The sequence below is a fragment of the Pseudomonas sp. Choline-02u-1 genome (assembly GCF_002836515.1).
Lineage (GTDB): Bacteria > Pseudomonadota > Gammaproteobacteria > Pseudomonadales > Pseudomonadaceae > Aquipseudomonas.
In genome coordinates this window covers 1-20,007 of record NZ_PJBC01000058.1, presented here as the reverse complement: position 1 = coordinate 20,007, position 20,007 = coordinate 1, and the positions used below count along the sequence as shown (strand labels likewise).

At 60.2% G+C, this 20,007-nt stretch carries 19 protein-coding genes; 11 read left to right on the top strand and 8 right to left on the bottom strand.

Annotation, left to right across the window (positions count from 1 at the left end):
- Positions 1-8 precede the first annotated feature (8 nt).
- Complete coding sequence (locus CXF97_RS14170) at positions 9-245, bottom strand: hypothetical protein (RefSeq protein ID WP_101159048.1); 237 nt, start codon at positions 243-245, stop codon at positions 9-11.
- 183 nt (positions 246-428) lie between these two features.
- Here CXF97_RS14170 and CXF97_RS14165 point away from each other — a divergent pair, with 183 nt between their 5' ends.
- Together CXF97_RS14165 and CXF97_RS14160 are read left to right on the top strand one after the other, a co-directional pair.
- Positions 429-986 (top strand): NADPH-dependent FMN reductase, encoded by a 558-nt coding sequence (locus CXF97_RS14165; RefSeq protein WP_101159047.1) that lies wholly within the window; start codon positions 429-431, stop codon positions 984-986.
- 149 nt (positions 987-1,135) lie between these two features.
- A complete protein-coding gene (locus CXF97_RS14160) occupies positions 1,136-2,419 on the top strand; it encodes an arsenic transporter (protein ID WP_101159046.1) in 1,284 nt (427 codons plus the stop codon).
- A gap of 86 nt (positions 2,420-2,505) precedes the next feature.
- Here the strand turns inward: CXF97_RS14160 and CXF97_RS14155 are convergent, their stop codons facing one another.
- The gene (locus tag CXF97_RS14155) at positions 2,506-3,456 is read right to left on the bottom strand and encodes a DUF1853 family protein (RefSeq protein WP_101159045.1); all 951 of its coding nucleotides are present in this window, start codon (positions 3,454-3,456) and stop codon (positions 2,506-2,508) included.
- A 114-nt stretch (positions 3,457-3,570) separates the two neighbouring features.
- Here CXF97_RS14155 and CXF97_RS14150 point away from each other — a divergent pair, with 114 nt between their 5' ends.
- Genes CXF97_RS14150 through pepN form a run of 6 tightly spaced genes read left to right on the top strand, consistent with a single transcriptional unit; the run spans position 3,571 to position 10,088 of the window.
- Positions 3,571-4,461: an NAD(+) kinase gene (locus tag CXF97_RS14150; RefSeq protein WP_016774212.1), complete on the top strand. Its 891-nt coding sequence runs from the start codon at positions 3,571-3,573 to the stop codon at positions 4,459-4,461.
- On the top strand, positions 4,461-5,432 hold the full coding sequence (locus CXF97_RS14145; protein WP_101159044.1) for a metallophosphoesterase: 972 nt from the start codon (positions 4,461-4,463) through the stop codon (positions 5,430-5,432). Before CXF97_RS14150 ends, CXF97_RS14145 begins: the two co-directional genes overlap by 1 nt.
- Positions 5,429-6,298: a rhomboid family intramembrane serine protease gene (locus CXF97_RS14140; RefSeq protein WP_101159043.1), complete on the top strand. Its 870-nt coding sequence runs from the start codon at positions 5,429-5,431 to the stop codon at positions 6,296-6,298. The genes CXF97_RS14145 and CXF97_RS14140 overlap by 4 nt, the downstream gene beginning before the upstream one ends.
- 34 nt (positions 6,299-6,332) lie before the next feature.
- Positions 6,333-6,593 (top strand): YeaC family protein, encoded by a 261-nt coding sequence (locus CXF97_RS14135; protein WP_016774215.1) that lies wholly within the window; start codon positions 6,333-6,335, stop codon positions 6,591-6,593.
- Positions 6,590-7,420: a DUF2797 domain-containing protein gene (locus tag CXF97_RS14130; RefSeq protein WP_101159042.1), complete on the top strand. Its 831-nt coding sequence runs from the start codon at positions 6,590-6,592 to the stop codon at positions 7,418-7,420. The genes CXF97_RS14135 and CXF97_RS14130 overlap by 4 nt, the downstream gene beginning before the upstream one ends.
- A gap of 10 nt (positions 7,421-7,430) precedes the next feature.
- Complete coding sequence (gene pepN, locus CXF97_RS14125) at positions 7,431-10,088, top strand: aminopeptidase N (RefSeq protein ID WP_101159041.1); 2,658 nt, start codon at positions 7,431-7,433, stop codon at positions 10,086-10,088.
- 155 nt (positions 10,089-10,243) lie between these two features.
- On the opposite strand, the gene katG is transcribed toward pepN, so the two are convergent.
- Positions 10,244-12,517, bottom strand: a complete 2,274-nt coding sequence (gene katG / locus CXF97_RS14120) for a catalase/peroxidase HPI (RefSeq protein ID WP_101159040.1) — start codon at positions 12,515-12,517, stop codon at positions 10,244-10,246.
- 222 nt (positions 12,518-12,739) lie between these two features.
- The gene (locus tag CXF97_RS14115; protein WP_101159210.1) at positions 12,740-14,950 is read right to left on the bottom strand and encodes an LTA synthase family protein; all 2,211 of its coding nucleotides are present in this window, start codon (positions 14,948-14,950) and stop codon (positions 12,740-12,742) included.
- Positions 14,951-15,278: 328 nt separating this feature from the next.
- Between CXF97_RS14115 and CXF97_RS14110 the strand changes: the two genes are divergently transcribed.
- Positions 15,279-16,295, top strand: coding sequence for an ABC transporter substrate-binding protein (locus CXF97_RS14110; RefSeq protein WP_101159039.1), 1,017 nt, complete (start codon positions 15,279-15,281; stop codon positions 16,293-16,295).
- 36 nt (positions 16,296-16,331) lie between these two features.
- Here the strand turns inward: CXF97_RS14110 and CXF97_RS14105 are convergent, their stop codons facing one another.
- Both CXF97_RS14105 and CXF97_RS14100 read right to left on the bottom strand, forming a co-directional pair.
- The gene (locus tag CXF97_RS14105; protein WP_101159038.1) at positions 16,332-16,529 is read right to left on the bottom strand and encodes a helix-turn-helix transcriptional regulator; all 198 of its coding nucleotides are present in this window, start codon (positions 16,527-16,529) and stop codon (positions 16,332-16,334) included.
- Positions 16,526-16,900, bottom strand: coding sequence for a hypothetical protein (locus tag CXF97_RS14100; RefSeq protein ID WP_101159037.1), 375 nt, complete (start codon positions 16,898-16,900; stop codon positions 16,526-16,528). Before CXF97_RS14100 ends, CXF97_RS14105 begins: the two co-directional genes overlap by 4 nt.
- Positions 16,901-17,119: 219 nt before the next feature.
- Between CXF97_RS14100 and CXF97_RS14095 the strand changes: the two genes are divergently transcribed.
- The gene (locus tag CXF97_RS14095) at positions 17,120-17,611 is read left to right on the top strand and encodes a hypothetical protein (protein ID WP_101159036.1); all 492 of its coding nucleotides are present in this window, start codon (positions 17,120-17,122) and stop codon (positions 17,609-17,611) included.
- Between the two features lie 88 nt (positions 17,612-17,699).
- Here CXF97_RS14095 and CXF97_RS14090 read toward each other — a convergent pair whose 3' ends face one another.
- Both CXF97_RS14090 and CXF97_RS14085 read right to left on the bottom strand, forming a co-directional pair.
- Positions 17,700-18,179 (bottom strand): copper chaperone PCu(A)C, encoded by a 480-nt coding sequence (locus tag CXF97_RS14090; RefSeq protein WP_101159035.1) that lies wholly within the window; start codon positions 18,177-18,179, stop codon positions 17,700-17,702.
- Positions 18,179-18,784: an SCO family protein gene (locus CXF97_RS14085; protein WP_101159034.1), complete on the bottom strand. Its 606-nt coding sequence runs from the start codon at positions 18,782-18,784 to the stop codon at positions 18,179-18,181. The genes CXF97_RS14090 and CXF97_RS14085 overlap by 1 nt, the downstream gene beginning before the upstream one ends.
- Before the next feature lie 253 nt (positions 18,785-19,037).
- Between CXF97_RS14085 and CXF97_RS14080 the strand changes: the two genes are divergently transcribed.
- Positions 19,038-19,964, top strand: a complete 927-nt coding sequence (locus CXF97_RS14080; RefSeq protein WP_101159033.1) for a Gfo/Idh/MocA family protein — start codon at positions 19,038-19,040, stop codon at positions 19,962-19,964.
- Positions 19,965-20,007: the final 43 nt, after the last annotated feature.

Genomic DNA, 20,007 nt, shown 5'->3' with positions numbered 1-20,007 from the left:
ACGCCGGGTTATTGCGCAGCGATCGGCTCAGGCTCGCGAATCAACGTAATACCCGACTGCACCAGCAGGTATTCGTTTTCGCTGACCTTATTGATGCGGTCACCAATGGCCAATTTGTAGGTGGTGACGGGCTCCGAGCCGGTGAAGCCGTCTGCAGACGGGTTCGATTCCTGGAATTCATGCACGGAATAAACGCGGCCTTCCGCATCTCTTGCATGAAACTGACCGACGAGTACTGCTGCCATCTGCTTAGAACCTCTGGAGATAAAACGCTTGATTTGCGGCTTTGTAGACCGCCACCAAGCTCGGTAAGTTTTCCTACAATCAAAAAATATTATTCGTGCAGGAAAAACCAATGATCGCTGGTGAAATCGCCAACAGATCATCTATAACTAGCGACTCTTCCCACAGACCATCGAGAGTCTTCCATGAGCAATGTCTACAACGTCGCTGTAGTGGTCGGTAGCCTGCGCAAAGCATCGATCAATCGCAAGATCGCACTGGCACTGGCTGAACTGGCCCCGGCGAACCTGAAACTGGAAATTGTCGAAATCGGCGATCTGCCTCTCTACAACGAAGACATCGATGGTGATACACCGCCCGCAGCCTACAGCACTTTCCGTCAGAAAGTGGCGTCATCCGACGCGGTGCTGTTTGTCACCCCCGAGTACAACCGCTCGATCCCCGCACCGTTGAAGAACGCCATCGACGTCGGTTCGCGGCCGTATGGCCAGAGCGCTTGGAGCGGCAAACCTGGTGCAGTGATCAGCGTATCGCCAGGCGCCATCGGTGGCTTCGGCGCTAACCAGCACCTGCGTCAGACTTTTGTTTTTCTCGATATACACTGCCTGCAACAGCCGGAAGCCTATCTGGGCGGCGCGGGCAACGCGTTTGACGAAGCGGGCAAGCTGAGCGAAACGGTGAAACCTTTTCTGCAGAAATTCATCAATGCGTACGGCCAGTTCGTCGAGCAACACAAGAAATAACCGCGTACACAAAACAACTGTGGGAGCGGGCTTGCTCGCGAATGCGCCGTGTCAGACACCAATTCTTTGTTTGACACGGCGCATTCGCGAGCAAGCCCGCTCCCACATTTGTTGTTCATTCCATTTTTGATCTTTGAAGGCTTCTGCGAATGCTCGCTGCGTCACTGATTTTCCTGCTGACCATCACCCTCGTCATCTGGCAACCCAAAGGGCTCGGCGTCGGCTGGAGTGCTACGTTGGGCGCCGTGCTGGCGTTGATCTTCGGGGTCGTCCATCTCACGGATATCCCGCTGGTCTGGCAGATCATCTGGAACGCGACCGGCACCTTCGTCGCGCTGATCATCATCAGCCTGTTGCTCGACGAGGCTGGCTTCTTCAATTGGGCGGCGCTGCATGTGGCGCGGTGGGGGCGGGGCAGTGGACGCAAATTGTTTGCTTTCATGGTGCTGCTCGGTGCGCTGGTGTCGGCGCTGTTCGCCAACGACGGCGCGGCGCTGATTCTCACGCCCATCGTGATTTCAATGCTGCTGGCGCTGCGCTTTTCCCCGGCGGCGACGCTGGCCTTTGTCATGGGCGCGGGGTTTATTGCCGACACGGCGAGCTTGCCGCTGGTGGTGTCGAACCTGGTCAACATCGTGTCCGCAGATTTCTTTCACATCGGCTTCAATCGCTACGCCGCGGTAATGGTGCCGGTCAACTTTGTCAGCGTTGCGGCAACGTTGGGCATGTTGCTGTGGTTTTTCCGGCACGACATCCCGGCTGCGTACGATCCAGAACAACTGGAAAACCCGCACACCGCAATCCACGACAAGGCGACGTTCTATGCCGGCTGGGCGGTGCTGGTGATCCTGTTGATCGGCTGCTTCGCCCTCGAACCGCTGGGCATTCCGATCAGCGCGATTTCGGCGGTGTGCGCCGCGCTGCTGCTGGGTATCGCCGCCCGTGGCCACAAGATTTCCACGCGCAAAGTGATGAAAGAAGCACCGTGGCAGATCGTGATTTTCTCGCTGGGCATGTACCTGGTGGTGTACGGCCTGCGCAACGCCGGGCTCACCAGTTATCTCGCCGGTTGGCTGGACATTTTCGCCGGTCATGGCGTGTGGGGGGCGGCGCTGGGCACGGGAGTGCTGACGGCGTTGCTGTCGTCGATCATGAACAACTTGCCGACCGTGCTGATCGGTCTGCTGTCGATTGACGCCAGTCAGGCCAGCGGGGTGATCAAGGAAGCGATGATCTACGCCAACGTGATTGGCAGCGACCTGGGGCCGAAGATCACTCCGATTGGCAGTCTGGCGACGTTGTTGTGGCTGCATGTGCTGGAGCGCAAGGGCATTCACATTGGCTGGGGGTATTACTTCAGGGTGGGGATTGTGCTGACGGTGCCGGTGTTGTTGGTGACGTTGGCGGCTTTGGCGGTGCGATTGTCTTTTTAAAAGCAAGATCAAAAGATCGCAGCCTTCGGCAGCTCCTACAGGGTGTACGCATCCCTAATTCAGGAGCTGCCGAAGGCTGCGATCTTTCAAACCTGGCCCGGCACATTCGGCCAAAGATCCGCCACCAGAAACAACCGCTCTGCCTCTTCCCATTCGCCCTCGGTATTTTCGGTCAGGCGCACCATCAACTGCGCCGGTGCCAGCGCCGGCAAATCCTCCAGCCACACACGCAGATGCTCATCCGCCCAGACCTGATCCGCCGGATAATGCGCCGGGGCCAGCCAGGCGTGGCGGGGCAGGGGTTGCCAGCGCCCGGGAGGACGTTGGGCGACAAACGCCGGCCAGTCCTTCTGATGCAGCCAACTGCCACGCAGATGTTGCGGATGGGCGCCGTTGGGCGAGTCGGCCTGCCCCGGCCACGGATACAGCAGATAACCGCCCAGCCATAGCTGCGCGCTGAACGTTTCGATATCCAGCGCCGCGAGTACTTCGCGGCTTTCCGCGCGCGCCGAGATCGGTAGTTGATGCTCGGCCAGGTGCGCCAGTTTGCGATCCAGCCGGTCATGGCAACCCGGGCCCAACCACTGCGCCGGATCGCGGCCATCGCCATCTTGCGGGCCAAGGTAGAGCTTGATCGACAGTTCCAGGTGATGCACGCCGTCGCGGTCACGCAGCAACATGTCGAGTTCGCCGAGGGTGTGCCCGGCGCGGCGAATCGGCAGGTTGGCGGCGATCAGTTCGATGCCCGGCGCCTGCTCCACGGCGAACTGCCACAAGCGTTCGTAATACAGGCCCAGGCGCCGGGTCCGCGCCTGTGACAGCCATTGCAGCAGGCCGTAACTGTCGCGGTCGAGTCCGCGCAGCCAGTGTTCGAGACGCTGCGGGTCGTGCACCCAGTCGCTGCCGGCCAGCGGATGGCGCTGTGGCCACGGCGTGTCGGCGAGCATCGGCGGCGCGAGGATCACCCACGCCAGGTCCCGCACTTCGGGATGGCGTAATTGATGGGGCAATTGCAACAGGTCTGGAAAGAGGATCATCTTGCGAGCATAGCCTTAAACCTGAGCCCACCCTTGAGGCTGAAAGGATTTTGTCTATCTGGCGCTTTCGCCCATAATCGGGTTTTCGCGTTTTCGATTGTCCGCAGAGGTCCCATGGAGCAATTTCGTAATATCGGCATCATCGGTCGCCTGGGCAGTTCCCAGGTGCTGGATACCGTCCGCCGACTGAAACGCTTTCTGCTCGACCGTCACCTGCATGTGATCCTCGAAGACACCATCGCTGAAGTCCTGCCGGGCCATGGCCTGCAAACCTCGTCGCGCAAGATGCTCGGCGAAGTCTGCGACATGGTCATCGTCGTTGGCGGTGACGGCAGCCTGCTCGGCGCCGCACGGGCGCTGGCCAAGCACAATATTCCGGTGCTGGGCATCAACCGTGGCAGCCTCGGCTTCCTCACCGATATCCGCCCGGACGAGCTGGAAATCAAGGTCGCCGAGGTGCTCGACGGCCACTATCTGGTGGAAAACCGCTTCCTCCTGCAAGCCGAGGTGCGCCGCCATGGCGAGGCTATAGGGCAGGGCGATGCGCTCAACGATGTGGTGCTGCACCCGGGCAAATCGACGCGGATGATCGAGTTCGAGTTGTACATCGACGGCCAGTTCGTCTGCAGCCAGAAGGCCGACGGCCTGATCGTCGCCACACCGACCGGCTCCACTGCCTACGCTTTATCTGCCGGCGGGCCGATCATGCATCCCAAGCTTGACGCTATTGTGATTGTGCCGATGTATCCCCATACCTTGTCGGGAAGGCCGATCGTGGTCGATGGCAACAGTGAGCTGAAAATCGTCGTGTCCAAAGATATGCAGATCTACCCGCAGGTCTCCTGCGACGGCCAGAACCATTTCACCTGCGCACCGGGCGACACCATCACCGTGAGCAAGAAGGCGCAGAAACTGCGCCTGATTCATCCGCTCGATCACAATTACTACGAGGTGTGCCGCACCAAGCTTGGCTGGGGCAGCAAGTTGGGGGGCGGAGGCGACTGATGCTCGATCCCGCGCGCAGTTACGACCTGATCGGTGACGTGCACGGATGCGCCTTGACCCTCGAACACTTGCTGGACCGTCTCGGTTATCACAAGCAGGGCGGGGTCTGGCGTCATCCGTCACGCATGGCGGTGTTCGTCGGCGACATCATCGACCGTGGCCCGCGTATTCGCGAGGCGCTGCACATCGTCCACGACATGGTCGAGGCGGGGCAGGCCCTGTGCATCATGGGCAACCACGAATTCAACGCACTCGGCTGGGTTACCCCGGCGCCACCGGGCAGCGGCAAGCAGTTCGTGCGCGAACACACCAAGCGCCATGCACGGCTGCTGCAGGAGACCCTGACTCAATTCGAAAACCATCCCGGCGACTGGCATGACTTCCAGCAATGGTTCTATGAACTGCCGCTGTTCGTCGATGCCGGTCGTTTCCGCGTCGTCCACGCCTGCTGGGATGTTGGGCTGATCGAGCCGCTGCGCGCGCTGTTCCCCAATGGCTGCGTCGACGAGCACTTCCTTCAGGCCTCGGCCGTTCCCGGCAGCTTCGCCTGCACCGTATTCGACCGCTTGCTGCGCGGCACCGACATGCGCCTGCCGGGCGGCTTGACCATGACCAGCGGCGACGGTCTGGTGCGTTCGTTCTTTCGCACCAAATTCTGGGAAGACGACCCGAAAACCTACGGTGACATCGTGTTTCAACCCGACGCGTTGCCAGAACCTGTTGCGCAGACGCCGCTGACTTCAACCGAAAAGAATTCTTTGCTGCGCTACGGCGTCGACGAGCCCTTGCTGTTCGTCGGCCACTACTGGCGCAGCGGCAAACCGGCGCCGATCCGCCCGAACCTTGCCTGCCTGGATTACAGCGCCGTGCTCTACGGCAAACTGGTGGCCTATCGTCTGGATCAGGAAACCCGCCTGGATCCGCATAAATTCGTCTGGGTCGATGTCGAGCGGCCGGAGGTGCTGCAATGAGTGCGGTAGCGGTATTGCGTCTGCCACTGGCGGTGGACTTGAGCGGTTTCGTCAAATTGCTGCAACGCATGCAGGTGCCCCATCGGGTCAGTGAAGAGGCGGGCGAGCAGGTGCTGTGGGCGCCGGAGGAAATCAGCGAGGACGTGCGTTCGCTGTACGAGCGCTTCCCGGCTGGCGACCCGGATCAGCAACTGGATATTCCTGTGGGCCAGACCTTCAAGCGCCCGAGCTTCGCCGAACAACTGAAACACGCCAAAGCCACCGGGTTCATCCTGCTGTTGAGCCTGATCGTCGGCGGCCTGACCTTTCTCGGTGAGAACCTTGAAACGCTGCGCTGGCTGACTTTCCTCGATTTCCGCGTGATCGGCGAGTACATCCACTTCACGCCGCTGGCCGACAGTCTGGCGGCAGGCCAGTGGTGGCGGCTGGTCACACCGATGCTGATCCACTTCGGCATCCTCCATCTGGCGATGAACGGCATGTGGTACTGGGAGCTGGGGCGGCGCATCGAGTCGCGCCAGGGCAGCATCAACCTGATCGGCCTGACGCTGCTGTTCAGTCTGGTGTCCAACTACGCGCAGTTCGTCTGGAGCGGCCCGACCCTGTTCGGCGGTCTGTCGGGCGTGCTTTACGGCTTGCTCGGGCATTGCTGGATCTTCCAGCTGCTGGCGCCGAGCCCGGCTTATCGTTTGCCGCGCGGCGTGCTGGCGATGATGCTGATCTGGCTGGTGGTGTGCATGTCCGGGTTGATCTCGCTGATCGGTTTCGGCCAGATCGCCAATGCTGCGCATGTCAGCGGGTTACTCATCGGATGCTTCACCGGTTTGTTGGGCGGTTTGTATAACCGCCGTAAACTGGCCGTCTAACTTTTTTGTTTCAGTAAAGAGCGCGGAGACCCTGATGTCCTCTTTCAACGACATGATCAACAACATCACCCCGGACATCTACGAGAGCCTGAAACTGGCCGTGGAAATCGGCAAATGGTCCGACGGCAACAAGCTCACTGCCGAGCAGCGCGAGCTGTCGTTGCAGGCGATGATCGCCTGGGAAATCCAGAACCTGCCGGAAGACCAGCGCACTGGCTACATGGGCCCGCAAGAGTGTGCGTCGAAGTCGATCGAAGTGCCGAACATCCTGTTCAAGTCGGATGCCATCCATTGATCGAGATTGGCCGCGGTGCAATCAGCAAAATGTCGGCGCGCCTGGACGGGCCGAACGTGCAGTACGCGTTTCGTCTGGATGACGTCGAGGTGCCAGTCAATCCGTTGATCGGCAGCACGCTGCGTCTGGAGTTCCTGGGAGCAATCCATTGCACCCATTGCGGGCGCAGAACCAAAACCAGTTTCAGTCAGGGTTATTGCTACCCGTGCATGACCAAACTGGCGCAGTGCGACCTGTGCATCATGAGCCCGGAGCGCTGCCACTTCGACGCCGGCACTTGCCGCGATCCGGTGTGGGGCCAGCAGTTCTGCATGACCGACCACGTGGTCTACCTGGCCAACTCGTCGGGGATCAAAGTCGGCATCACCCGTGCCACGCAGTTGCCGACGCGCTGGCTCGATCAGGGCGCGAGTCAGGCCTTGCCGATCATGCGCGTGTCCACCCGCCAGCAATCGGGGTTTGTCGAAGACCTGTTCCGCAGTCAGGTGGCGGACAAGACCAATTGGCGCGCACTGCTCAAGGGCGACGCAGCGGCGGTGGATCTGGCGCAGGTGCGCGATCAATTGTTCGAAAGCTGCGCCGAAGGGCTGCGAGGCTTGCAAGAGCGGTTCGGCCTGCAGGCGATTCAGACGATTGCCGATGTCGAACCGCTGGAGATCCGCTATCCCGTCGAGCAATACCCGGCGAAAATCGTCAGCTTCAACCTGGACAAGAACCCGATTGCCGAAGGCACGCTGCTGGGGATCAAGGGCCAATACCTGATCTTCGACACCGGCGTGATCAACATTCGTAAATACACGGCTTACCAGCTCGCCGTGCATCAATAAGGATTCCAGCATGCGCACCGAACAACCGAAGATGATTTACCTCAAGGACTATCAGGCCCCCGAGTACCTGATCGACGAAACGCACCTGACCTTCGAGTTGTTCGAGGACCACAGCCTGGTTCACGCGCAACTGGTGATGCGCCGCAATCCTGAACGTGGCGCCGGCCTGCCGCCGCTGGTGCTTGACGGCCAGCAACTGGAGCTGCTCTCGGTGACGCTGGCCGACAAGGAACTGAGCGCCGCAGATTATCAAGTCTCCGACAGCCACCTGACCCTGCAGCCCACCAGCGAAACCTTCACCCTCGACACCAGCGTGCGCATCCACCCGGAAACCAATACCGCGCTGGAAGGCCTGTACAAGTCCGGCACGATGTTCTGCACCCAGTGCGAGGCCGAAGGCTTCCGCAAGATCACCTATTACCTCGACCGCCCGGACGTGATGAGCAAGTTCACCACCACCGTGGTCGCCGAGCAGCACAGCTATCCTGTGCTGCTCTCCAACGGTAACCCGATTGCATCCGGCCCCGGCGAAGATGGCCGCCACTGGGCGACATGGGAAGACCCGTTCAAGAAACCGGCGTACCTGTTTGCGCTGGTCGCCGGTGATCTCTGGTGCGTCGAAGACACCTTCACCACCATGAGCCAGCGCAACGTTGCGCTGCGCATTTATGTCGAGCCGGAAAACATCGACAAGTGCCAGCACGCGATGAACAGCTTGAAGAAGTCGATGCGCTGGGACGAAGAGGTCTACGGTCGCGAGTACGATCTGGACATCTTCATGATCGTCGCGGTCAACGATTTCAACATGGGCGCGATGGAGAACAAGGGTCTTAACATCTTCAACTCCAGCGCCGTGCTGGCTCGCGCCGAAACCGCCACCGACGCCGCGCACCAGCGGGTCGAGGCGATCGTCGCCCACGAATACTTCCACAACTGGTCTGGCAACCGTGTGACCTGCCGCGACTGGTTCCAGCTGTCGCTCAAGGAAGGCTTCACCGTGTTCCGCGACGCCGGTTTCTCATCGGACATGAACTCGGCTACGGTCAAGCGCATTCAGGACGTCGCCTATCTGCGTACTCACCAGTTTGCCGAAGATGCCGGCCCCATGGCCCACGCCGTGCGCCCGGACAGCTTCATCGAGATTTCCAACTTCTACACCCTGACCGTGTATGAAAAGGGCTCGGAAGTGGTCGGCATGATCCACACCTTGCTGGGCGCTGAAGGCTTCCGTAAGGGCAGCGATCTGTACTTCGAACGCCACGACGGCCAGGCCGTGACCTGCGACGACTTCGTCAAGGCGATGGAAGATGCCAATGGCGTCGACCTCAGCCAGTTCAAGCGCTGGTACAGCCAGGCCGGTACGCCGCGCCTGGCCGTCAGCGAGTCCTACGATGCTGGCGCGAAAACCTACAGCCTGACCTTCCGCCAGAGCTGTCCGCCGACCCCGGACAAGGTAGAAAAACTGCCGTTCGTGATTCCGGTCGAACTGGGCCTGCTCGATAGCCAGGGCAACGAAATCGCCTTGCGTCTGGCGGGCGAAGCTTCGGCGCAAGGCACCACTCGGGTGATCTCGGTCACCGAAGCCGAGCAGACCTTCACCTTCGTCGACATCAATGAACAGCCGCTGCCATCGCTGCTGCGCGGCTTCTCGGCGCCAGTGAAACTGAGCTTCCCGTACAACCGTGATCAACTGATGTTCCTCATGCAGCACGACAGCGACGGCTTCAATCGCTGGGACGCCGGGCAGCAGCTGTCGGTGCAAGTGTTGCAGGAACTGATTGCTCAGCATCAGAAGGGCGAGAGCCTGAAGCTCGATCCGCGGCTGGTGTCGGCGCTGCGCACGGTGTTGTCCGACGAGTCGCTGGATCAGGCGATGGTTGCCGAAATGCTCTCGCTGCCGGGTGAGGCTTATCTCACCGAAATCAGCGAAGTGGCCGACGTCGAGGCGATCCATGTCGCGCGCGAATTTGCCCGCAAGCAACTGGCCGAAGGCTTGTTCGAAGCGCTGTGGCTGCGTTATCAGGCCAACCGCGACCTGTCCAAGCAAACGCCGTATGTGGCCGAGGCCGAGCACTTCGCCCGTCGCGCATTGCAGAACATTGCTCTGTCGTACCTGATGCTCAGCGGCAAGCCGGAAGTGCTCGCGGCAGCGCTGGAGCAATTTGAAACCGCCGACAACATGACCGAGCGCCTGACCGCGCTGGCGGTGCTGGTCAACTCGCCGTTCGAAGAGCAGAAGGCCCTGGCGTTGGCCAGCTTCGCCGAGCATTTCAAGGACAACCCGTTGGTCATGGATCAATGGTTCAGCGTGCAGGCCGGCAGCACCTTGCCGGGCGGGCTGGAGCGCGTGAAGGCGTTGATGCAGCACCCGGCGTTCAACATCAAGAACCCGAACAAGGTGCGGGCACTGATCGGTGCGTTCGCCGGGCAGAACCTGATCAACTTCCACGCGGCGGACGGTTCCGGTTATCGCTTCCTTGCCGATCTGGTGATCGAACTGAACGGCTTCAACCCACAGATCGCCTCGCGCCAACTGGCCCCGCTGACCCGCTGGCGCAAATACGACAGCGCGCGTCAGGCGCTGATGAAGGCTGAGCTGGAGCGGATTCTGGCGTCGGGGTCGCTGTCCAGTGATGTGTATGAAGTGGTGAGCAAGAGCCTCGCGTAACGCTGATTAAATGTTGGGGCGTTTAATTGATCGTTCCCATGCTCTGCGTGGGAATGCCTCTCTCGGCGCTCTGCGTCGGCTTTGGGACGCAGAGCGTCCCTTGCTGCATTCCCACGCGGAGCGTGGGAACGATCAAAGGCGTTGCGTTTGCTCGGTTATCGCAGATCAAACCGATCCAGATTCATCACCTTCGTCCATGCCTTGACGAAATCATTGACGAACTGCGTCTTGGCATCAGCGCTGGCATACACCTCGGCCAATGCGCGCAATTGCGCATTGGAGCCGAACACCAGATCCACTCGCGTCGCCGTCCACTTTGGCGCCCCGGTTTTGCGGTCACGGCCTTCGAACTCATCTGCATCCCGCGAAGTCGGCATCCATTCCACGCCCATGTCCAGCAGGTGGGTGAAGAAGTCATTGCTCAGCGCTTCGGGTTTGTCGGTGAACACGCCATGCTTTGTCTGCCCGACGTTGGTGTTCAACACGCGCAGACCACCCAACAATACCGTCATTTCCGGTGCCGTGAGCGTCAGCAATTGCGCCTTGTCGATCAGCAGCGTTTCCGCCGCAACCGTGTATTTGCCTTTGCTGTAATTGCGAAAGCCGTCGGCGATCGGTTCGAGGAAGCCGAACGATTCGACGTCGGTCTGCTCCTGCGAAGCATCGACGCGCCCCGTTGAGAACGGCACCGACACTGAATGCCCGGCGTTCTGCGCAGCTTTTTCCACCCCGGCATTGCCGGCCAGGACGATCAGGTCCGCCAGCGAAATCTTCTTGCCGCCGGCGGCGCCATTGTTGAACTCGTTTTGAATGCCTTCCAGTCTGCTCAGCACCTTGTCCAGTTGCTCGGGCTGGTTGGCCTGCCAGAACTTCTGCGGCGCCAGACGCAAGCGCCCGCCGTTGGCGCCGCCGCGCTTGTCCGAACCGCGGAAGGTGGACGCCGCCGCCCACGCCGTCGAGACCAGTTGCGACACCGACAACCCTGAATCCAGCACCTTGTTTTTCAGCGCCGTGGCGTCGCTGTCATCAATCAATGGGTGCGTCACGTCGGGCAGCGGGTCTTGCCAGAGCAACTCCTCTTGCGGCAGCTCCGGGCCGAGGTAGCGAGAGAGCGGGCCCATGTCACGATGGATCAGCTTGTACCAGGCGCGGGCGAACGCGTCGGCGAGCTGATCGGGATTGGCCAGGAAACGCCGCGAGATCTGCTCATAAGCAGGATCGAAGCGCAGCGCCAGGTCGGAGGTGAGCATGGTCGGCGAGAGCTTCTTGTCCGGATCGTGCGCGTGGGGAACGGTGCCAGCACCTGCGCCGTTTTTTGGTTGCCACTGATTGGCACCCGCCGGGCTTTTGGTCAGCTCCCACTCGAAGCCGAACAGGTTTTCCAGATAGTTGTTGCTCCACTGCGTTGGCGTGGTGGTCCAGGTCACTTCCAGACCGCTGGTAATGGTGTCGGCGCCTTTGCCGGTGCCGAAGGCGTTTTTCCAGCCCAGTCCCTGCTGCTCCAGGCCGGCGGCTTCTGGCTCCGGACCGACATTATCGGCCGGGCCGGCGCCGTGGGTCTTGCCGAAGGCGTGGCCGCCGGCGATCAGCGCGACGGTTTCTTCGTCGTTCATGGCCATGCGGCCAAAGGTTTCGCGGATATCCCTGGCCGAGGCCACCGGGTCCGGGTTGCCTTCAGGGCCTTCCGGGTTCACGTAGATCAGGCCCATCTGTACGGCCGCGAGGGGATTTTCCAGATTGCGTTCGCCCTGATCGGTACGGCTTTCTTCGCGCCCATGCAAGTCGGGCTCAGCCACCAGCGTGCCGTCGCCGGGCTCTTGCACCGGGCCGTTGCTTTTGCCGTAACGGTTGTCGCCGCCGAGCCACTCGGTTTCCGAACCCCAATACACATCTTCATCCGGTTCCCAGACATCGGCGCGGCCTCCAGAGAAGCCGAAGGTCTTGAAGCCCATCGACTCCAGCGCGACGTTGCCGGTGAGCACGATCAGGTCGGCCCAGGAAATGTTGCGCCCGTATTTCTGTTTGATCGGCCACAGCAGGCGGCGAGCCTTGTCGAGGCTGACGTTGTCGGGCCAACTGTTGAGCGGCGCAAAGCGTTGCTGACCGGAGCCGGCGCCGCCACGGCCGTCGGCGGTGCGATAGGTTCCGGCACTGTGCCAGGCCATGCGCACGAACAGCGGACCGTAATGGCCGAAGTCGGCTGGCCACCAGTCCTGGGAATCAGTCATGAGTGCTTTGATGTCTTGTTTCAGGGCCTGGAAGTCGAGGCTTTTGAAGGCCTTGGCGTAGTCGAAGTCCTGGCCCAGCGGATCGGACTTTGGGGAATGCTGGCTGAGAATTTTCAGATTAAGTTGATTCGGCCACCAGTCACGGTTCGTCGTACCGCCGCCGGCGGCGTGGTTGAACGGGCATTTCGATTCGTTTGCCATGTTCGGATCCCTATCAGGTCTGCGGCCGGCTCGTGCCGACTTCGGACTGGTAAGGCTAGACCCGAGTTGGCAAGTCGGCTAATAGCCCGACTGTTGGGCTCCGATAGGCAAACTCTTTCGTCGTACACGGGAGCTGGCGAAGGCTGCGATCTTTTGATCTTGCTGTTCAATTGAAAAAATCAAAGGCGAAAGATCGCAGCCTTCGGCAGCTCCTACAGGGCGTCAGCTCGCTTGCGCGGTTTCGTCCTCGGGGACGTCGTCGAGGATGTCTTCCTGGCCAGGCAATTCGGTGATCACGCTGAAATCCGAGACCTCAACCGCGCCATTCCCATACCCCAGCAAATGAAACGAGAAGGCCTTGCGCGGCTGCGGGTTTTCAAAACTGAAATCCATCTCCAGGGGCTGATCCGCCGTGGCGACCATTTCTGCCGGCAGGCCCAGTTGCACGTCCTGTTCGAATTCCTTGGCCTTGAGCTGGATGTACGCCGCCTGTTGCGGATCGACCGAGCGGACGGTCAGGCGTACGCGGGTGTGCGAGCCTTTGGGCATTTCCAGGTATTGCGCGCCGATCAGGTTGTCGGCCCAGTCATCCTTGATCTGCGCTTGCAGCGGGATGATGTTGTTGCTGCCGAACTGGTAGCGATGATTGAGCGGCGTGCGCAGCAATGACAGGTCCAGCGCATCGGCGCGCGCCGCGATCTGCCGGGCCGGAAGGCCGCTGTAGGTGCCTTTGTAGATGGCGCTTTCAGCGATGAAACCGGCGCTTTGGTAGTAGCGGCAGCGGCGCGGCAGGTCGCACTCGGAGAAGATGCCCTGACCGTCGTGATAGCGCAGTTTGCCGTTGGTGAACGACATGATTTCGCGCCCGGAATCGTAGTCGCGAAACAGCGACCGGCCGCTCAGTGCAGTCGGCACCGGCAGGTCGAAATAGTCGAGAATCGACGTACTCAGATCGACGTGACCATAAACCCCGGCATTCAGACGCGGCAGTTGCGCCTGTTCCGGCGCCAGCGTCAGATTGAAACCCCACGACGAGGCCAGCCGCACGCCGTCGATGCCGTGGGATTCATCCGAGGTGATCACCACCAGCGTGTCCTTGAGAACGCCCTGACGTTCCAGTCCTGACAGAAATTGGTCTAGCGCATCGTCGAGATAACCGACGGCGGCCTGCTTGGGCGTTTCATAACGCTGCAGATAATCATCCGGTGCGGAGTAGGGCTGGTGGGTGCCGACCGTCAGCAACGTGAGCATCCATGGCTGTTTTTGCTTTTTCAATTGGCCGACGTAATCAAGCGCCCCTTCGAAAAACGCCTTGTCATCCTTGCCCCACGGGAATTCCAGATAGTTGCTGTTGCTGAACCATTCCAGGCCGTGGGTCGCATCGAAACCGATGTGCGGCATGATCTTGTCTTTGGCCATGAAGCGCAGGCCAGCACCCTGTAGATAATGGGTGTTGAAACCGTGTTCGCGCAGCTGCGCCGGCAGGCAGGCCTGGTTGCGCTCGTTCAGCGTGAGCATTTCCACGCCTTTGGGCGTGCCATTGTTGAGCTTGTCGTAATCGCCGCAAAGCATGGCGTACAGACCGCGAATGGTTTGATGGGTGTGCAGCACGTAATCCGGGGTGTTCATGCCACGCTCGGCCCAGCGGCTGAGGTTGGGCATCAGCTCTTCCTGATAATGACTGCCGATCGCCTCACGGTTGGCGCGGATGTACGCGCCTGGAATGCCTTCCAGGGCAATGATCAACACATTGCGTGCCTGACCTGGTGCGGTCAGCAGTTTCTGGCCATTGAGGTCGACGTCTGTGAGCCCAGCCATCGCCGGTGTTGGTTCGTCGACGTCGCCGTCCAGCCATTCCTCGGCCTGGATCTGCAGGTCAGCGACTTCGCTGGCGAGCAGTTGATGCGGCAGGTTGTACAGGCGCCAGGCGTCGCCGTCATTCGGCCACAGGTTTTGCGCGGCCCAATGGGCGGCGAACAACACAATAGGCGCTGCCCAGACCGAGCGAGGCAGAGCAGGGCGAGACAAGCCGCGACCAACAAACTGAGTCAGCAGCCAGAAAGCCAGGGCACCCAGCAAAGCCATGGCCAGGGTAGGGTGCGCAAGTCCGCCGCCAGTGGAATTCTCGACGAACTGCGGGTCGATCAGATAGTGAACATCCGAAGGCGTCGGCAGGCGGCCGACGGCGCTGACCAGTTCTGCCGTGGCAATCGCCAGCAGCGCCCAGAACACCAGCACCGGCAAGGCCAGCCACCACGTACGGCGATGCAGCGCTACCACCAGCAGACTACCCACGGCCAGATCCGACAGAAAGCCCAGCGGTGTCGACCAGCCCAGAGCCACTCGCAGGCACACCGGCACCATCAATACCAAGATGATCAGGGAAAGGAGGCGGGCATTCGGCCGCCGCAGCCAGTTGAAAAGAGCGCTCACAAAAAAGGCCTGCATGTCATAAAAGGGTCAAAAAAGTGTGGGTGATGATACCAAGGACAGGCAGCCTGATCGGCATTTTAAACCCGTGCCTGGTAACCCCTGGAATGTCGTGCGCCCAGATGCGGCGGGGGGTGTGGATGAAGTGGCGCTTTTGGGTGGAGGGAGTTTTTTGTTTCAGACTGTTGTAGGTCCGTCCGCTGCTCGCGAGATGGCCCCGGCAGATATCAAAGCGCGCGGTGCTATTGATATGCGATAAAGATATTTAATTTATGTTTTTTATAGCTTTAAAGTCAGATCTTTCAGCGCATTCTCCTGCTGCGAGGTTGTCATGGTCACACCGTTCAAACGTTCTGCGCTGACTTTATTGGCCGCAGCGCTGGCAGCGGGTGCGCTGTTCAGCAGCGGCGCCCAGGCCGAGGGCAAAATCAGCATCGCCCAGCAATTCGGCATTGGTTACCTGATTCTCGACGTCGTGCGCGATCAACAACTGATCGAAAAACACGGCAAGGCCCAAGGCCTCGAGATCAAGGTCGACTGGAACAGCATTTCCGGCGCCACGGCGATGAACGAGGCGCTGCTTACCGGCGCGCTGGACGTGGTCTCGGCCGGCGTGCCGCCGATGCTCACCGTGTGGGACCGCACCAAGGGCAAGCAGAACGTCAAAGCCATCGCCGCGCTGGGCTCGATGCCCAATTACCTGTTGACCAACAACCCGAACATCAAAACCCTCAAGGACTTCAGCGACAAAGATCGCATCGCGGTGCCAGCCGCTGGCGTGGGTTTCCAGTCGCGCACCCTGCAGATTGAAACCGCCAGATTGTTCGGCGACGAGCAGTTCAAGAAATTCGACAACATTTCGGTCAGCCTGCCACACCCGGACGCCACCGCCGCCCTGATCGCCGGCGGCTCGGAGATCAATTCGCATTTCTCCAGCCCGCCGTTTCAGTACCAGGCTCTGCAAAACCCGAACGTGCATAAAGTGCTGAGTTCCTACGACATCCTCGGCGGCCCGGCGACGTTCAACGTGCTGTACACCACTGAAAAATTTCACGACGAGAACCCGAAAACCTACAAGGCGTTCTACGACGCACTGGCCGAAGCCGAAAACATCATCAAAGCCGACAAGCCCGCCGCTGCTCAGGCGTACATCCGCGTAGAGCAATCGAAACTGCCGCTGGCACTGGTCGAACAAATCGTCAAAGACCCGGAAATCGACTTCACCGTCGTGCCGCAACGCACGTTCATCTATGCCGAGAAATTGCAGGAACTCGGTGTGCTGAAAAACAAGGCGGCGAGCTGGACGGATTACTTCTTTGAAGAAGCGCATGGTGGTGCGGGGAGTTGATCGAACAGGGGCAACGTGTGTTGCCCCTTTTGCCATTCAAGATTCGCCATCATCAAAAATGCTCTCAATCGGTAGCTCAAACGCCCGGGCAATCTGAAACGCCAATGGCAGGCTCGGATCGTAGCGTTCGTTTTCGATGGCGTTGATCGTCTGGCGCGACACGTTCAGGCGTTCGGCCAGATCGACCTGCGACCACTTGCGCTCGGCGCGCAATTCCTTGAGACGGTTTTTCATTGGTAGCGGCGTCGCGCAATGTGCAGGCCGACAATCCACATCAGCCCCATTACCGGCCACACACACGTCCACGGGATATGCGGGGCGCCGACGTTTTCCAGAAAACCGTAGCTGAAGGTCACCAATGCCGAGGCGGCAAAGGCGAACCCCAAGGCTTCGAACTGGATGCGCAGATGCATTTCGTCCATGCGCCGCATGTTCCGCACGATGGCCCAGCACATCAGGGCCGCCGGAATGATCGGCGTCAGTGCGACGGCCGAGCGCAGCACGAGGTGCGCATCCATCAGGTATCGCGAGGCAATCAATGATGCTGTCAGCACCAGCATGTAGAGGATTAATGCTGCGCCCAATTCGAGGTGGTACCGGTTCATTCTTCACTTCCTATGTAAAAGACCCTTTACATGGTTGCTGATGTTGTTTCGGATGTAAAGCACGCTTTCCATCAGGCTGGTTACTTCGAACACGCTCGAGCCGGATAACTTGCAGCCGGGTTCACGCTTCTGGACAGCGTAGTAGCCACTCAGTAGCATTTGCCTCCAACGGATTTTCCCTTCGCACGTCGTCCGACGTGGAACGCTCAAGGAATCGACATGCGCGACACTCCCGCTGACTCACAACGAACGGTCGTGACCCTGGTCGACGGCGAGATTCGCTGTAACACCCAGATCAGTTTCAGCTCCGTCTCGCTCGTCGATGGCGAAATTCGCGTGCATCGTGCTGAAGGCAATCAGATCGAGGTGCCTGTGCCCAGGGCGGACTTCGCGCTGCGCTTTGGTCTGCAGGGGATGCAAAAAGTACCGGAGGCGCCACAGACGCCGCTCGAACCGGTGCCTGCCGACGACAGTTTGAAGTTGTTCAACTCGAAAACCGTATGGGTCACACTGGCGCTGTGGTTCTTCGTGAGTTCGGTGTTCGGTTGGTTGGGGATCGTGGTAGCAGTCGGATATTTCGCTTACCACTGGCGTCAGGTAACGAAGCGCAAGGAACAGTTGGCCAAGGCGACCGTCGTTGAACCCATGACCCGTTCCAGCTCAAGGATGTCACCGGAAAGCGTGCGCAACGCATTGGCCCGCAAGCGTTAATTCTGCACACATCAAAAAAACGGGGCGGCCTGATGATCGATCAGGCCGCCCCGTTTTTCTGTCAGGCGAACAGTCTTTCAGTCAGCGATCAATGCATTTTGCTGTGATCGTGTCCGCCCATGTTGGTCAGCGCGCGAACCGGCGCTTTGACTTCGATGGTTTCTTTCTCGCCCTTGGCGTTTTCCACGGTCAGGGTCAGTGGCACGCTGTCGCCTTCCTTCAACTGACCGGTCAGGCCCATCAGCATGACGTGGTAGCCGTTCGGGTCGAAGCTCACGGCTTTGCCGGCAGGCAGGTCAACCGATTTCACCGGGCCCATGGTCATGACGTCGTTCTTCATGCTCATCTCATGAATCTGCACGTCCTTGGCCACTGGCGAGGCGACGCTGAGCAGCTTGCTGTCGGTGTCGGAAGTGACGGTCATGAACGCGCCGCTGGCGGCCTGGGTCGGCACAGTCGCACGGACCCAGGCGTCGTCGACCTTGGTCTGCGCCGACGCCTGAAAGGCCAGGCCGAGCAGGGACAGTGCACACACGGTGCGTTTGAGTTGATTCAGAACGGGATGCATCAGCAGACCTCCATAACAGTAAGCAAATCTTCCGTGCACTCTTGGGCCGTCAACGAGGTAGACAGGCCCAGGCGCAACTCACCACGCGAGTCGTAGACGTAGCTGGTGGACGTATGGGAGAGGGTATAGGTGTCGCCGGCCGGGACTTTCTCGTAGAACACGTCGAATTCCTTGGCGGTGGCCTTGGTTTCCTCAAGCGTGCCGTACAGCGCGACGAAGCTCGGGTCGAAGGCTTTGACGTAGGCGTCGAGGATCTGCGGCGTGTCGCGTTCGGGGTCCAGAGTGATGAACACCACTTGCAAACGGTCGCCGTCACGGCCCATGAGTTTCTTGATCTGCGCGGCGCGGGCCAGCGTGGTGGGGCAAACGGCCGGGCATTGGGTGAAGCCGAAGAAGATCATCGGCATCATTCCGCGAAAGCTCGACAGCGACATGGTTTCGCCTTCGGGGTTCTTCAGCTTGAAGGTGCGTCCGAGGATCTTGTCGCTCAGATCCTTGCCGTACTTGTACGACAGTTGGCCACGGGTATCGCAGCCGGCGAGCAGGCCGAGCCCGAGCACGCCCATTCCCGCAAGTACCTTGCGGCGAGTCAACAAAGCCGTCATCTAATACCGCCTTTTGCAGCCCGCAAGTCGGCAGGACTGGCGGGGGGTTAACCGTAAAAGCGCCGCATGATAGCAAACTGAGGCCGTGGGCCGGCTCTGGATCGCCGTGTGGTGTCGGATCGGGCGACAAAAGGTGTAAGAAGAAATGACCGATAGGTCCAGGATTTAAATAGTATGACGATTGGAGGCGGGCGCAGAAACACGTACCCTTGCCGCTGCGCTGCAAAGACCAAAACAACAACAGGAGTCAGTAATGCAACCGATTCGTCTCGGCCTGGTGGGCTACGGCAAGATCGCCCAGGATCAACACGTCCCCGCCATCCTCGCCAATCCGGCGTTCCAGTTGGTGGCGGTTGCCACTCAGGGCAAACCTCGCGCCGGGGTGGAAAACTTCCAGTCGCTGAGCGAGCTGCTCGAAAGCGGCCCGGCCGTTGATGCGATTGCCTTCTGCACGCCGCCGCAAGGGCGCTTTGCCCTGGTGCAACAGGCCTTGGCGGCCGGCAAGCACGTGCTGGTGGAAAAACCGCCCTGTGCGACATTGGGTGAGGCCATGGCCTTGGTTGATCAGGTGGCCGAACAAGGCGTCAGTGGTTTGTTCGCCTGGCATTCACGCTATGCGCCCGGCATCGCCGCCGCCTGCGACTGGCTGGCCAGCCGCACCCTGCAAAGCGTGCAGATCGACTGGAAAGAAGACGTGCGCAAATGGCATCCGGGCCAAGCGTGGATCTGGCAACCGGGCGGCCTCGGTGTATTCGATCCGGGCATCAACGCCCTGTCGATCATCACCCACTTGCTGGCGCTGCCGCTGTTTGTCGAAGCCGCCGAGCTGCGGGTGCCAAACAACTGCCAGTCGCCGATTGCTGCCTCGATCAAGATGTCCGATGCACATCGGCTGGACGTTCGCGCCGAGTTCGATTTCGACCATGGCCACGACGAATTGTGGAGCATCGAAATCCGCTGCGCCGAGGGCGTCCTGCGCCTGGACAACGGTGGCGCGGTGCTGAGCATCGACGGCGTTCGTCAAAGCGTGTCGGAGGAGGGCGAGTACGCAGCAGTCTATCGCCACTTCCAGCAATTGATCGGCGACAAGGCCAGTGATCTTGACCTGCAGCCGTTGCGCCTGGTGGCGGACAGTTTCTTTGTTGGCAGCCGCGCGTTGGTCGAGCCGTTTTACGACTGAAGTGGATTGTCCGGTCTGAGTGGACGGTGTAACCCTTTTCAAG